This is a genomic window from Pseudomonas sp. MAG733B (assembly GCF_036884845.1).
Taxonomy (GTDB): Bacteria; Pseudomonadota; Gammaproteobacteria; order Pseudomonadales; family Pseudomonadaceae; genus Aquipseudomonas.
Genome location: NZ_CP145732.1, coordinates 632595 through 646706, shown reverse-complemented (window position 1 = coordinate 646706; position 14112 = coordinate 632595). Strand labels below are relative to the sequence as shown.

Genomic DNA, 14112 nt, shown 5'->3' with positions numbered 1-14112 from the left:
GTTCGGCATCTCGGCAAACGAGGATTTCGCATACTGTTGTGCTAATTTCTCACTCCGAAACGTCGCGAAACGCATTTAATGCGATGTATTAGTGAGGTAGACGTACATGCGCAGAAAGATACCCAGCACAACCGCCCTGATCAGCTTCGAGGCGGCTGCACGCCATGAGAGTTTTACCAAGGCAGCGCAGGAGCTTTCGCTGACCCAAGGAGCAATTTGCCGACAGATCGCCAGTCTTGAGGAGTTCCTCAGCGTGGAATTGTTCCGACGCTCGCGGCGCGGAGTGAAGCTGACAGAAGCCGGCCTTTCCTACAGCCGCCGCGTCGCCACACAACTTGATGCGGTCGAGCGTGACACCCTGTCGGTGATGGGCCAGCAAGGTACCAATGTGATCGAGCTGGCGGTGGTTCCGACTTTCGGCACCCAATGGCTGCTCCCACGACTCAAGGATTTCCAGCAAAAACATCCGGAAGTGACGGTCAACCTGACGAACCGGACGCGTCCGTTCCTGTTTGCCGATACCGACTTTGACGCCGCGATTTACTTCGGTGACGCGGACTGGTCGGGTACAGAATCCCACCGTCTGATGGGTGAACATCCTCTGCCTGTGTGCAGCCCAAACCTACTCGGAAAGAAGACCCTTCTTACAGCCAGTGAAATCGCCGAACTGCCCCTCCTTCAACAAACCACTCGCCCCTACGCCTGGCGCCAATGGTTCGATTCCCAGCACCTGAATGTGCCTCGCGACATGACAGGCCCACGCTACGAGCTATTCTCCATGCTGGCCCAGGCAGCCATGCACGATATGGGGATCGCCTTGATTCCACCGTTTCTGATTCAACGCGAACTGGCGGAGAAACGCTTGGTGATTGCCAACCCTCAGGCGCTCTCCAGCATCAAGGCGTATTACCTGATGATTCCTGAGCGAAAGGTCGAATCAGCGTCTTTAAGGGCTTTTCGAGATTGGTTGGTAATCCAGGCACACAGCTACAGCACAGAAGAATAAAGGCTCTTAGGCGTTAGCTGACCCCGTAGTCAGTAAAATAAAAACCCTACAGATATAAGTATTTGTCGCAAAACAGCAAACTGTATTTGAAAGTCGTACAAACGTCCCACAAGCGCCTGAACACGTGGCTTTGAGCCTCCATTTAGGAGCAATGGCGCATCATTCATATGGCCGATGTGTAAATTCTTGAATTTCGGCCAGAATCCTTGCACGGCACGGCCTACAAGGGATTGAGTCGGGTGGTTGCGACATTCGGTCACGGGGTGACTTGTAGTTAATTTTCCGTCACCCATCATAATCCCTTGAAGGGCACAAAGTTCGCCTGCAAAATGCCGCGCCCCGCCCTGATTTAGCGGGATCGTGCTGATCGGCCGCCCCAGCCGCACCATCCGTAGTGCATGGGTTTACTCAATAAGATCACGCAGGAGATTTGACGTGCACATTGGTGTTCCTCTCGAAACCCAGACCGGTGAAACACGGGTTGCTGCAACCCCGGAAACCATTAAGAAGCTGATCGGCCAGGGTCATAAGGTCACTGTTCAAAGCGGCGCAGGCATTAGTGCCAGTGTTGTCGACAGTGCTTATGAAGCGGCAGGTGCAAGCATTGGCAGCGCCAGCGATGCGTTTGGTGCCGAGCTGATTCTGAAAGTGGTCGCTCCCAGCGACAGCGAGCTGACTCTGATCAAGAGCGGCACCGTTGTGGTGGGCATGCTCAACCCGTTCAGCAATGAGACCATCGCCAAACTGGCCGAGTGCGGCATTACCGCGTTTGCGCTGGAAGCCGCACCACGTACCTCCCGCGCCCAGAGCCTGGATGTGCTGTCCTCGCAAGCCAACATCGCTGGCTATAAAGCGGTGTTGCTGGCCGCTCACTACTATCCACGCTTCATGCCGATGCTGATGACAGCTGCGGGCACCGTGAAAGCGGCGCGCGTTCTGATTCTCGGCGCCGGTGTTGCCGGGTTGCAGGCGATTGCCACGGCGAAACGCCTGGGTGCAGTGATCGAAGCGTCTGACGTGCGTCCTGCGGTTAAAGAGCAGATCGAATCCCTCGGCGCCAAGTTCGTCGACGTGCCGTACGAGACCGATGAAGAGCGTGAATGCGCCGTCGGTGTTGGTGGTTACGCGCGGCCGATGCCGGCCAGCTGGATGCAGCGCCAGGCCGCAGCCGTACACGAACGCGCCAAACAGGCCGACATCGTCATCACCACCGCGCTGATTCCGGGCCGCAAGGCACCGACGCTGTTGAGCGCGGAAACCGTGGCGCAGATGAAGCCAGGCTCGGTGGTCATCGACCTCGCAGCAGCCCAGGGCGGCAACTGCCCGCTGACTGTGGCGGACCAAGTGGTCGTCGAAAATGGCGTGACCATTGTCGGCCCGACCAACCTGGCCGGCGCGGTGGCGGCTGACGCTTCGGCGCTGTACGCCCGCAACCTGCTGGACTTCCTGAAGCTGGTCTTCACCAAGGAAGGCCAGTTCGAGATCAACCTCGAAGACGATATCGTCGCCGCGTGCCTGATGTGCCGCGACGGCCAAGTCATCCGCAAAAACGCCTAAGCAGGGATTCAGACGATGGAAGAGCTTATCTCCCCCGGTATCTACAACCTGATCATCTTCGTGCTGGCGATCTATGTCGGTTATCACGTGGTCTGGAACGTTACACCTGCGCTGCACACCCCACTGATGGCGGTGACCAACGCCATCTCGGCGATCGTGATCGTCGGTGCCATGCTCGCTGCGGCCCTGACCGTTACGCCACTGGGCAAAATCATGGGCACTTTGGCGGTGGCACTGGCGGCGGTCAACGTATTCGGTGGCTTCCTGGTCACCCGCCGCATGCTTGAGATGTTCAAGAAAAAAGCCCCGAAAGCCGTAAAAGAAGAGGCGCCGAAGTAATGAGCATGAATCTTGTCACGACGCTCTACCTGATCGCGTCGATCTGCTTCATCCAGGCCCTCAAAGGCCTGTCGCACCCAACAACTTCGCGCCGCGGCAACCTGTTCGGCATGCTCGGCATGGGCCTGGCGATCCTCACCACGGTCGGCCTGATCTATAAGCTGGGCGCCGAACTTGCCACCGCCGGTATCGGTTACGTGATCGTTGGCTTGCTGATCGGCGGCACCGCCGGTTCGATCATGGCCAAGCGCGTTGAAATGACCAAGATGCCGGAACTGGTCGCCTTCATGCACAGCATGATCGGTATGGCCGCGGTGTTCATTGCCATCGCTGCAGTCGTTGAGCCGCAATCACTGGGCATCGTCAAGCAACTGGGCGACTCGATTCCGGCGGGCAACCGCCTGGAGCTGTTCCTCGGCGCGGCCATTGGTGCGATCACCTTCTCCGGTTCGGTCATCGCGTTCGGCAAGCTGTCGGGCAAGTACAAGTTCCGCCTGTTCCAGGGCGCACCCGTACAGTTCACCGGCCAGCATAAGCTGAACGCGGTACTGGGCCTGGCGACACTGGCACTCGGCCTGACCTTCATGTTCACCGGCAACCTCACCGCGTTTGCGCTGATGCTGGCGCTGGCGTTCGTGATGGGTGTGCTGATCATCATCCCGATCGGTGGCGCCGACATGCCAGTGGTCGTGTCGATGCTCAACAGCTATTCCGGCTGGGCGGCGGCGGGTATCGGCTTCTCGCTGAACAACTCGATGCTGATCATCGCCGGTTCGCTGGTAGGTTCGTCCGGTGCGATCCTCTCGTACATCATGTGCAAGGCGATGAACCGCTCCTTCTTCAATGTTCTGCTCGGCGGTTTCGGCAACACAGCCGACGCAGGTCCGGCAGGCGCGAAAGAAGCTCGTCCGGTGAAGTCCGGTTCGGCTGATGACGCGACCTTCCTGCTGACCAACGCCGACTCCGTGATCATCGTTCCGGGCTACGGCCTGGCGGTTGCACGGGCACAGCACGCGTTGAAGGAATTGACCGAGAAGCTGACCCATCGCGGCATCACCGTGAAGTACGCGATCCACCCGGTCGCTGGTCGGATGCCCGGCCACATGAACGTACTGCTGGCCGAGGCCGAAGTGCCTTACGACCAGGTGTTCGAGATGGACGACATCAACTCCGAGTTCGGCCAGGCCGACGTGGTGCTGGTGTTGGGCGCCAACGACGTGGTCAACCCGGCGGCCAAGAACGATCCGAAATCGCCGATTGCCGGCATGCCGATTCTGGAAGCGTTCAAGGCCAAGACCATCATCGTCAACAAGCGATCGATGGCCAGCGGCTATGCCGGTCTGGACAACGAACTGTTCTACCTGGACAAAACCATGATGGTGTTCGGTGACGCCAAGAAAGTCATCGAAGACATGGTCAAAGCCGTCGAGTAAAGATCTTCGCAACACTGGAACGCCCCGACTCGTCGGGGCGTTTTTGTTTGCGCGAAACGTCAGGTAATCAGCGCCTTTATTACCGATCCGGTAACGGTGTTTTGCTTGAAAGCCGCGGAATAGACGCCTCGTTTGCGACCTTGGTAGCGGGACACAGGCCAGTGAAATTCACTAGACTGCGCATCCTGCTACCCGTTGCCCGAGATAACAATTCATGTACCGTGACCGTATTCGCCTGCCTTCGTTGTTGGATAAAGTGATGAGCGCCGCCGAGGCTGCCGCTCTGATTGAAGACGGCATGACCGTCGGCATGAGCGGCTTCACCCGCGCCGGCGAAGCCAAGGCCGTACCCCACGCACTGGCCGAACGAGCAAAGATCACTCCGCTGAAGATCAGCCTTATGACCGGCGCCAGCCTGGGCAACGACCTCGACAAGCAGCTCACCGAAGCGGGTGTCCTGTCACGACGCATGCCATTCCAGGTGGATAGCACTTTGCGCAAGGCGATCAACGCCGGTGAAGTGATGTTCATCGACCAGCACCTCTCGGAAACCGTCGAGCAGCTGCGCAACCAGCAATTGAAGCTGCCGGACATCGCGGTGATCGAAGCGGTGGCCATCACCGAACAAGGCCACATCGTTCCGACCACTTCCGTGGGCAACTCGGCCAGCTTCGCGATTTTTGCCAAACAGGTGATCGTTGAGATCAACCTCGCGCACAACCCGAATCTCGAAGGCCTGCACGACATCTATATTCCGACCTATCGCCCGACCCGCACGCCGATTCCACTGGTCAAGGTCGACGATCGCATTGGCAGCACGGCCATCCCGATTCCACCGGAAAAAATCGTCGCAATCGTGATCACCAATCAATCCGACTCGCCATCCACCGTGCTGCCTCCGGACGTTGATACCCAGGCCATTGCCGACCACCTGATCGGCTTCTTCAAGCAAGAAGTGGATGCCGGGCGCATGACCAATAAGCTCGGTCCGCTGCAGGCCGGGATCGGTACGATCGCCAATTCGGTGATGTGCGGTCTCATCGATTCGCCGTTCGAAGACCTGACCATGTACTCCGAAGTGCTTCAGGACTCGACCTTCGATCTCATCGACGCTGGTAAATTGAGCTTTGCCTCGGGCAGTTCGATCACACTGTCGAGCCGCCGTAACGCCGACGTGTTTGGCAACCTGGAACGCTACAAGGACAAGCTGGTCCTGCGCCCGCAGGAGATTTCCAACCACCCTGAAGTGGTACGTCGCCTCGGTATCATCGGCATCAACACGGCGCTCGAGTTCGACATTTATGGCAACGTCAACTCCACCCACGTGTGTGGCACGCGGATGATGAACGGCATTGGCGGCTCCGGTGACTTCGCGCGCAACGCACATCTGGCGGTATTCGTGACCAAGTCGATCGCCAAGGGCGGCGCGATTTCCAGCGTAGTACCGATGGTCAGCCATGTTGACCACACCGAACATGACGTCGACATCCTCGTTACCGAAGTCGGTCTGGCCGACTTGCGCGGCCTGGCGCCTCGGGAACGCGCGCGCGTCATCATCGATAACTGTGTGCATCCGGATTACCGCCAAGCCCTCAACGACTACTTGACTGCCGCTTGCGCACTCGGCGGACACACGCCCCACATCCTGCGCGATGCGCTGAGTTGGCACATGAACCTGGAAGAAACCGGGCGAATGCTTGCCGTGTGATTGGTACAGATGGCAGCTGACGCAAACACATTTTCGTCAGCTTGCTGTTGCCAAGCCATTTCATTCCAAAAACTGTACTGCTGTACTGGTCATTTCCTACAGCTTTTCCCTACGCCCACCCTACAAATCATTAAAAGCGCACCATAAGCGAGCAGACAGGTACAGTTGCCTCAATTTCGACCAGTACACCGCCTATAAACAGTTAACTGAGCTCTCACAATACAGATGAACTGTATCTACAGAGACTAGGCAAACGAGAGGATCATGGGCACCAGTTAAACCACTACCTAATCCCGCCACAAGCGGAAGGATGACCCACCATGGAACGTACACTCAGTTCCGATCTGTTCTTTCAAGACACTGCTGCAAAAACCCAGGCTTCCATGCCTCTGCGCGTTATCGCCAACCTGATGCTGTGGCAGCGCCGCATCTCCAGCCGCCACCAACTGGCTCGCCTGGATTCGCGTCTGCTGGCTGATGCCGGGATTAGCGAAGCACAACGCTACGAAGAGCTGAGCAAGCCGTTCTGGCGCTAAGTTAGCGTCGCTGGCTCTGACCTATAGGGTCCACCGCCAGCAACCCGAATTGAACAAACAAAACCCGTCGTGGGAAACCACGACGGGTTTTGTCGTTTTATCGAGTGAAAAGCCAAAAGCAGTACAGTTTCAGTAAAATTGAATTACGCCCGCACAGTTAAATCGATAGACTTTATCTGACCTGGACATTGGCCCAGATCAACACGATCAGATTGTCGCGGCGTCTCCCAGAGGCCTACTATCAATTCAGAATGTGGCGAACAAATACCCTCTGACGTCTGACTCATCAGACAATGCGCCACTTTTCAATCGGCTTACCCAAAGGAGTTACACCATGTCCCGTCTTCGTCTGCTCAGCGCTGCTGCCCTGCTTGCCGTGGCTGCCAATGCCCACGCCACCAGCTTCATCGTGACCACCGATGCCGTCGTCGGTGCACTCAAAGCCACCTCCGATGCGACCTCCGACGTCACGTCTTCGTTTAAAGATGACAAGATCGTGCTCGCCGCCCGTGACGACGCCGCCAGTTTCGTCGCCAGCGAAGGCGCCATTCGTGGCGTAAAACTGGAAAGCGCGCTCGACCACATTCGTCATCAGTCGCCACAGCTGAACGCAACCGATGCACAACTGGCTCAAGCGATCCTGACGATCTAAGCGACGTACTGACGTGGGACACGCCCAGCGTGTCCCAATGTTTCAGCGCTGGCTCTAGACCGAGCGTTACGCTAGCCTTGGGACTCACTTTCAACTGTCGAGTCTCATGCGTTTTCTTTCAAATCTGTTCGTCACTTCAATCTTTCTTGCGGCCAGCTATTCAGGTTCGGCGCATGCCTTCGACGCCTTCAACCTGTCGACCCAAGGCACCGTGGCCAGCGGTTACGCCACGAGCATGGTGACCTCTGCGCCCTTCGACCATAAACTGCTGCTCGCCGCCCGGGATGATGCCGCGGCCTTCATTGCCACTGACGGCAAACTGAGAGGCGCACAACTGGAGTCGGCACTGCGTTACCTGCGCCAGACCCAGCCAAAACTTCATGTCAGCGACCTTGAACTGGCACAGGCAATTCTCGTCCAATAGTTATTCCCTGTTTCCCCGGAGTTGTTCCATGCGTAACCCGCTGATTGTCGCCACCCTAGGCCTGTTGTTGTTGGCTGACGTGGCCCAGGCCCAAACCCTGGTTGCCACCAGTAACATTCTTATCCGCGCGACCCAGCGCACACTCGATTTCACGTCTGATACCACGACATCGATTCGCGACTCGAAAATCGTCCGCGAAGCCCAGGACGATGCCGCCAGTTTCGTTGCCAGCAATGGCGATATTCGTGGCGCACACCTGGAATCCGCGTTCGATTTGTTGCGCACCCGAGTGCCAGAAGCTCGCGATGCCAGTGACCAGGATCTAGCTGAAGCCATCCTCGCACTGTGAGGCGGCCAACAGCCTGGCTGTTGGCCGGGGCGCTGTTGCTGTTCGGCACCAGCGCCAACGCCGGCCTGGAATTACGCCTCAAGACTGACGGTCTGAGTCCTGCACAGCAGCAAGCCAGCCAGGCCTTGCTCGATGAAGCCATGCAGGCGCTGCCACCGCGTTTCATCGAGCAACTGGACCGACGCATTGACGTTGGCTGGACCGATGACATGCCCGCTAACGCCTACGGTCAGGCGTCGCTGGTGGCCGAGCTCGATTTGAATCGCAAGCTGCTGGCCAGCCTCACCGACGGTAGCGCCGCAACCAAGAAAACCTATCGCCCCCATGGCACCGTGCGCCGGGAAATGCTCGCGACGGTGTTGCACGAACTGACCCACATCTACGACCGCTCGCGCCTGTGGACGCAGGCGGAGCGCACACTGATCCAGCGTTGCAGCCGTCAGGACAGCAGCTCGGGGCTGGTTGGCATACCCGATCAGTGTCGCGGCCAGTCAGGTCGCCGCTTCACCCTCAGCGATGACCCGCGCCTGCTCGACCTCGCCGGTTGGCAGCAATACGTTGGCCGTCGCGGCGAACGCGAGCAGCACAACCGTCAGATCGCGCGCAGCCCGGACATCTACGAAACCAGCAGCCCGAAGGAGTTTGTCGCGGTCAACATGGAGTATTTCCTCCTCGACCCGAGTTACGCCTGCCGTCGCCCTGCCCTGTACCGCTACTACAAAGAACACTTCGGCTGGGCACCCGCCGCCAAAGACGCCTGCGGCAAAACCTTCGCCTTCCTTAATGCCGGCAACGATTTCGCCAAGACGCCATTGGGCCAGGTCGATCCAGAGCGGGTGTATGCCGTCGATTACCTGCTGGCCGAGGCCAACCAGAACTGGGTCAGCCGTTGGGGCCATAGCATGTTGCGGCTGGTGATCTGCAAGCCGGGTAGACCACGCGGTCCGGACTGTCGCTTGGACCTGGATCAGCACCTGGTGCTGTCCTACCGCGCCTTCGTCGGCGATGTGCAGCTATCGAGCTGGGATGGATTGGTGGGCAAATACCCGTCGCGCCTGTTTGTGTTGCCGTTGGCCCAAGTGATCGACGAATACACCAAGACTGAATTGCGCAGCCTCGCTTCGGTGCCACTCAATCTGTCGCGCAGCGAGATTGAAGGCGTAGTGGAGCGTGCCGCCGAGATGCACTGGAGCTACGACGGCAACTACTTCTTCCTGTCCAACAACTGCGCGGTGGAGGAGCTGAAGTTACTGCGCAGCGGCACCAACAATTCAAAACTGGTCGCTCTGGACAACATCATGCCTAACGGCCTGCTTGAAGTGCTGAAAGGGCGCGAGCTGGCGGATACCAGCGTGCTGGACGATCCCCGGGAGGCTCTGCGCCTGGGCTATCGGTTCGACTCCTTCCGCGATCGCTATCAAGCAATGTTCGAAGTGCTGAAAAAGCACTTGCCGGTCAAACAGGAAACCGTCGAAGACTGGCTGGATTTGAAGGCTGAAGACCGCCGCAAATGGTTCGAACAGGCTGACTTGCGCACTAGCGCCGCACTGCTGCTGCTGGAACAAGCGAGCTTCAGGCGCCAGTTATTGCTGGCTCAGGACGAAGTCAAACAGCGTTATCTGGGCGCCCGTGAACTGAAAAACGGCGGAATGGACAAGGCTAACGCGACACTCAGGCAAATTCTCGATAACAGCGGCTTCCTCAGTCGTCCAGCGGAGCTACTGGGCAGCGGTGGGTATGGCTTGCCGCAGCCGAATGAATGGCAACGCCTGGAATCGGAAACCAGCCTGCGCCAGAAACAGCTTCAGGCACTGACCGGGGATCTGGACAAGGAAGTCAGGGCGCTGCTCGAACCCAAGCGTGCAGCCGAGATGGCGGCCAACGAAGCCAACGTGAAACAGATCGGCGAACATCTGCGCAAGCTGCACAAAGCAGCGGGTGGCCTGGAGCTGCCGTAAAAAAAGGGTCTCGTGGCAAGCCGCCGCGAGACCCTTTTTCCTAGAGGCTAATCAAAGCACCCCTTCAAGAATTTCATACACCACCCCGCTTCCTACGGCGATCAGCACGACATCTCCACCCGCCCGGCGCCATTCGTAGCCTGGGTAGTACGGAAGCCGACTCAGCGCGCGGTTGTCCAGGCGTTCGCCGTAGTACCCGCGAGGCAGTGGCCGGCCGCGCTCCAGATGAATGCCTGGAGGTGGCGGCGCGCCACGGACGAAATAGTCATGATGGTCGTGAATCGTCTGGCGCACCGGACCAAAGTCCCGTGGCGGCGGCCCACCGCGATGGTTCTCTTGCCCGCCACGATGATCGTTATCGTGGTTGTCGTAATGCCCCTGCTGCGGGCCGCCGTGGTCATGATCGTCGCGTTGATCGGCGCTGGCGTGCAGCAACGGAGTCGCACCGAGCATCAGCACACCCAGGCTGGCAATCAGACGTTTCGGCATTTTCATCAGGTATTTCCTCACAACACAAACAGCAAAAAGGGTTTCAGAACGTAGTCCTGAAGCCCTCGGTCTTGCTGATTAGTCTGTGCCGGAAGGCTCTAATTCCTCTGTATCAGGAACTTTACCTTCAGCTGACGCGAGCTTTACGCACGCCTTCGGACAACGCCGAGCAAAGGCTCAGTACGCCATCCACAGCCTGCTCCGGCGTCGTCGCATTGGCGATGTGATCGATCAAGGCCGAACCCACCACGACACCATCGGCCAGACGCGCGATGTTCGCCGCTTGCTCTGGTGTGCGAATGCCGAAACCGATGCTGATCGGCAGATCGGTATGGCGACGCAGACGAGCGACCGCCTCTTCGACATGCTCCAGCGTCGCTGCGCCAGCACCAGTCACACCGGCCACCGACACGTAGTACACAAAACCGGAGCTGCCGTTGAGAACAGTCGGCAAACGCACGTCATCGGTTGTCGGTGTGGTCAGGCGGATAAAGTCCAGACCCGCAGCCTGCGCCGGGTCGCACAGCTCACCGTTATGCTCCGGTGGCAGGTCGACCACGATCAGACCGTCAACACCGGCCTCTTTGGCTTCGGCAATGAAACGCGGCACGCCGTACATGTGGATCGGGTTGAAGTAGCCCATCAGTACCAGTGGCGTCTCGGCATTGCCTTCGCGGAACTCGTGAACCATTTGCAGGGTTTTCGCCAGGTTCTGCTTGGCAGCCAACGCGCGGATGTTGGCGAGCTGGATCGCCGGACCATCGGCCATTGGATCGGTGAAGGGCATGCCCAACTCGATCACATCGGCGCCAGCCGCCGGCAAGCCCTTTAGGATCGCCAGGGACGTGTCGTAATCCGGGTCGCCAGCGGTGACGAAGGTCACCAGGGCGGCGCGGTTCTGTTCCTTGAGTTCGGCAAAACGTGTTTGCAGGCGGCTCATCAGTGTTTCTCCTGCTTGGATTGCTCTTGTTGAGAGTGTTCCATGTGGTGCATCACGGTCTGCATGTCTTTGTCGCCACGGCCGGACAGATTGACCACCATCAGGTGATCTTTCGGCAGCTTCGGTGCGCGTTTAAACACTTCGGCCAAAGCGTGGGCGCTTTCCAGCGCAGGAATGATCCCTTCCAAGCGGCAGCATTGGTGGAACGCGGCGAGGGCTTCATCGTCGGTCACCGAGGTGTACTGGACGCGGCCGATGTCATGCAACCAGGCGTGTTCCGGGCCGATACCCGGGTAGTCCAGGCCGGCGGAAATCGAGTGGGCGTCGATGATCTGGCCATCGTCGTCCTGCAGCAGGAAAGTGCGGTTGCCGTGCAGAACACCCGGTACGCCGCCGTTGAGGCTGGCTGCGTGTTTGCCGGTTTCGATGCCATAGCCGGCCGCTTCAACACCGATGATGTCCACGCTTTTGTCGTCGAGGAACGGGTGGAACAGGCCCATGGCGTTGGAACCACCGCCGATGCACGCCACCAGACTGTCCGGCAGGCGGCCTTCCTGGGCTTGCAACTGGTCGCGGGTTTCCTTGCCGATGACGGCCTGGAAGTCGCGAACCATCGCTGGATAAGGGTGCGGACCGGCCACGGTGCCGATCAGATAGAAAGTGCTGTCGACGTTGGTCACCCAGTCACGCAGGGCTTCGTTCATCGCGTCCTTCAAGGTGCCGGTACCAGCCACGACCGGGATTACTTCGGCGCCCAGCAACTTCATGCGGAAAACGTTGGCTTGCTGACGTTCGATGTCAGTGGTGCCCATGTAGATCACGCAGTCCAGGCCGAAACGTGCCGCAACGGTAGCGGTCGCCACGCCATGCATGCCGGCGCCGGTCTCGGCGATGATGCGTTTTTTGCCCATGCGCCGCGCCAGCAGGATCTGGCCGATGCAGTTGTTGATCTTGTGCGCGCCGGTGTGGTTCAGCTCTTCACGCTTGAGATAAATCTTCGCGCCGCCGCAGAACTCGGTCAGGCGTTCGGCGAAATACAGCGGACTTGGACGACCGACGTAGTCGCGCTGGAAGTAGGCCAATTCTTCTTTGAATGCAGGATCTTCCTTGGCCGCTTCGTATTCGCGGGCCAGATCGAGGATCAACGGCATCAGGGTTTCAGCGACGTAACGGCCGCCGAACGCGCCAAACAGGCCGTTGGCGTCAGGGCCGTTGCGCAGATTAGTCTGGGTCATGGGGCGCTCCAGTTGAATGCGTGAAGTGACAATGAGGTCCACTCTACCCCTGACGTACCAGACTGAAAACCGATAAGATCGCCGCAACCTGTCAGGAAAACTCACAGATCCCATGAGCCACGACCTCCCACCGCTGAACGCCCTGCGCGCCTTCGAAGCAACGGCCCGCCTGAACAGTGTCAGTCAGGCCGCCGAGCAGCTGCACGTCACCCACGGCGCAGTTAGTCGTCAGCTGAAAGTGCTGGAAGAACACCTCGGTGTGAGTCTTTTCATCAAGGATGGTCGCGGCCTTAAACTCACAGATGCCGGCCTGCGTTTGCGCGACGCCAGCGCTGAAGCGTTCGAGCGCCTGCGTACCGTGTGCGCTGAAATCACCCAGAGCACCGCCGATGCGCCTTTTGTACTCGGCTGTTCGGGAAGCTTGCTGGCCCGATGGTTCATTCCGCGTCTGGGGCGGCTGAACGCTGATTTGCCGGACTTGCGTCTGCACCTGTCGGCTGGCGAAGGTGATCTCGACCCCCGCCGTCCGGGCCTGGATGCCTTGCTGGTGTTTGCCGAACCGCCCTGGCCAGCGGACATGCAGGTATTCGAGCTCGCCAGCGAACGGATCGGCCCGGTGATGAGTCCACGGTTTGCCGGGTATGAACGGCTCAAGTCGGCGCCCGCCACAGCGCTGCTGAGCGAATCAGTGCTGCACACCACCTCGCGTCCGCAAGCCTGGCCCAGTTGGGCGCAACAAAGCGGCCTCGACGCCAAAGCGTTGAAGTACGGACAAGGTTTCGAGCATTTGTATTACTTGCTGGAGGCGGCCGTGGCCGGGCTGGGCGTGGCGATTGCCCCTGAACCGCTGGTGGCCGAAGACTTGAAGGCGGGTCGCCTGGTCGCACCGTGGGGTTTCAGCGAAACCCCGGCGCATCTGGCGTTGTGGTTACCCAAGCGCGCCGCGGACGGGCGCGCCCGGCAACTGGCGCAATGGCTCAAAAACGAGCTGCGCCAGGCAGATCAGTCACCGCGTTTGAACAACAGGTAAGCCGCCAGCAGGCCCAGCGCACCAACGGCAACACCGGCTGTAGTCCAAGGGTGTTCCTGGGCGTAGTCCCGGGTCGCGATTCCGGTTTCCCGGGTTTTAACCTTGACCTCTTCATAGGCATCGGCGAGCAGATGGCGCGAGTGTCTCAGCGCGCTCTCGGCGTTGCCTTTAAGCACCTTGAGGGTTTTACGCGACTCGTCCGAGGCGTCGTCCTTCAGGTTTTCCAAGGATTTGAGCAGACTCTCGATCTCCGCTTCCATGCTTTGCAATGAGGCTTTACGTAACGAGCTGTTGGCCATGGTGGCTCTCCTGCATTGTTGATGAGTGGCGTGTGTTGGTTGGGACTTCAGGGGCTCGAGAAAGTGCAGTAAATGTGAACTCCCATGTCGGACGAACCGACAGAAGTAAGACGGAAATTCACTGCTAGGCTGTATTTCACACCCTAAGGAGAACGCC

Annotated in this window: 15 protein-coding genes; 11 read left to right on the top strand and 4 right to left on the bottom strand. The window is 58.9% G+C overall.

Annotation, left to right across the window (positions count from 1 at the left end; genetic code table 11):
* The first annotated feature begins 106 nt into the window (after nucleotides 1-106).
* The 10 genes from V6Z53_RS02990 (at nucleotide 107) to V6Z53_RS02945 (ending at nucleotide 9962) form a co-directional block, all read left to right on the top strand.
* A complete protein-coding gene (locus tag V6Z53_RS02990) occupies nucleotides 107-1006 on the top strand; it encodes a LysR family transcriptional regulator (protein WP_338584079.1) in 900 nt (299 codons plus the stop codon).
* Between the two features lie 435 nt (nucleotides 1007-1441).
* Nucleotides 1442-2563, top strand: a complete 1122-nt coding sequence (locus V6Z53_RS02985; protein WP_338584078.1) for a Re/Si-specific NAD(P)(+) transhydrogenase subunit alpha — start codon at nucleotides 1442-1444, stop codon at nucleotides 2561-2563.
* A gap of 15 nt (nucleotides 2564-2578) precedes the next feature.
* Nucleotides 2579-2902 (top strand): NAD(P) transhydrogenase subunit alpha, encoded by a 324-nt coding sequence (locus tag V6Z53_RS02980; protein WP_338584077.1) that lies wholly within the window; start codon nucleotides 2579-2581, stop codon nucleotides 2900-2902.
* Complete coding sequence (locus tag V6Z53_RS02975; RefSeq protein WP_338584076.1) at nucleotides 2902-4335, top strand: NAD(P)(+) transhydrogenase (Re/Si-specific) subunit beta; 1434 nt, start codon at nucleotides 2902-2904, stop codon at nucleotides 4333-4335. Before V6Z53_RS02980 ends, V6Z53_RS02975 begins: the two co-directional genes overlap by 1 nt.
* 214 nt (nucleotides 4336-4549) lie before the next feature.
* Entirely contained in the window at nucleotides 4550-6043 is a 1494-nt protein-coding gene (locus V6Z53_RS02970) for an acetyl-CoA hydrolase/transferase family protein (RefSeq protein WP_338584075.1), read from the top strand.
* Between the two features lie 320 nt (nucleotides 6044-6363).
* A complete protein-coding gene (locus V6Z53_RS02965; RefSeq protein WP_077047090.1) occupies nucleotides 6364-6579 on the top strand; it encodes a DUF1127 domain-containing protein in 216 nt (71 codons plus the stop codon).
* A 334-nt stretch (nucleotides 6580-6913) separates the two neighbouring features.
* The gene (locus V6Z53_RS02960) at nucleotides 6914-7231 is read left to right on the top strand and encodes a DUF2388 domain-containing protein (RefSeq protein WP_338584074.1); all 318 of its coding nucleotides are present in this window, start codon (nucleotides 6914-6916) and stop codon (nucleotides 7229-7231) included.
* Between the two features lie 106 nt (nucleotides 7232-7337).
* Complete coding sequence (locus V6Z53_RS02955; RefSeq protein WP_338584073.1) at nucleotides 7338-7655, top strand: DUF2388 domain-containing protein; 318 nt, start codon at nucleotides 7338-7340, stop codon at nucleotides 7653-7655.
* Nucleotides 7656-7683: 28 nt separating this feature from the next.
* The gene (locus V6Z53_RS02950; protein WP_338584072.1) at nucleotides 7684-8004 is read left to right on the top strand and encodes a DUF2388 domain-containing protein; all 321 of its coding nucleotides are present in this window, start codon (nucleotides 7684-7686) and stop codon (nucleotides 8002-8004) included.
* Nucleotides 8001-9962 carry a DUF4105 domain-containing protein gene (locus tag V6Z53_RS02945; protein ID WP_338584071.1) on the top strand — a complete coding sequence of 654 codons (1962 nt, stop codon included), beginning with the start codon at nucleotides 8001-8003 and terminating at the stop codon, nucleotides 9960-9962. Before V6Z53_RS02950 ends, V6Z53_RS02945 begins: the two co-directional genes overlap by 4 nt.
* 51 nt (nucleotides 9963-10013) lie before the next feature.
* Here V6Z53_RS02945 and V6Z53_RS02940 read toward each other — a convergent pair whose 3' ends face one another.
* From V6Z53_RS02940 to trpB, 3 genes are all read right to left on the bottom strand, one after another.
* The gene (locus tag V6Z53_RS02940; protein WP_338584070.1) at nucleotides 10014-10457 is read right to left on the bottom strand and encodes an anti-virulence regulator CigR family protein; all 444 of its coding nucleotides are present in this window, start codon (nucleotides 10455-10457) and stop codon (nucleotides 10014-10016) included.
* 121 nt (nucleotides 10458-10578) lie between these two features.
* Nucleotides 10579-11391, bottom strand: a complete 813-nt coding sequence (trpA, locus tag V6Z53_RS02935) for a tryptophan synthase subunit alpha (RefSeq protein ID WP_338584069.1) — start codon at nucleotides 11389-11391, stop codon at nucleotides 10579-10581.
* Nucleotides 11391-12626 carry a tryptophan synthase subunit beta gene (trpB, locus tag V6Z53_RS02930; RefSeq protein WP_338584068.1) on the bottom strand — a complete coding sequence of 412 codons (1236 nt, stop codon included), beginning with the start codon at nucleotides 12624-12626 and terminating at the stop codon, nucleotides 11391-11393. The genes trpA and trpB overlap by 1 nt, the downstream gene beginning before the upstream one ends.
* Nucleotides 12627-12738: 112 nt before the next feature.
* On the opposite strand from trpB, the gene V6Z53_RS02925 reads away from it, so the two are divergent.
* On the top strand, nucleotides 12739-13656 hold the full coding sequence (locus V6Z53_RS02925) for a LysR family transcriptional regulator (protein ID WP_338584067.1): 918 nt from the start codon (nucleotides 12739-12741) through the stop codon (nucleotides 13654-13656).
* Here the strand turns inward: V6Z53_RS02925 and V6Z53_RS02920 are convergent.
* Nucleotides 13629-13955: a DUF883 family protein gene (locus tag V6Z53_RS02920; RefSeq protein ID WP_338584066.1), complete on the bottom strand. Its 327-nt coding sequence runs from the start codon at nucleotides 13953-13955 to the stop codon at nucleotides 13629-13631. The two genes, V6Z53_RS02925 and V6Z53_RS02920, sit on opposite strands and share 28 nt — an antisense overlap.
* Between the last annotated feature and the right edge of the window lie 157 nt (nucleotides 13956-14112).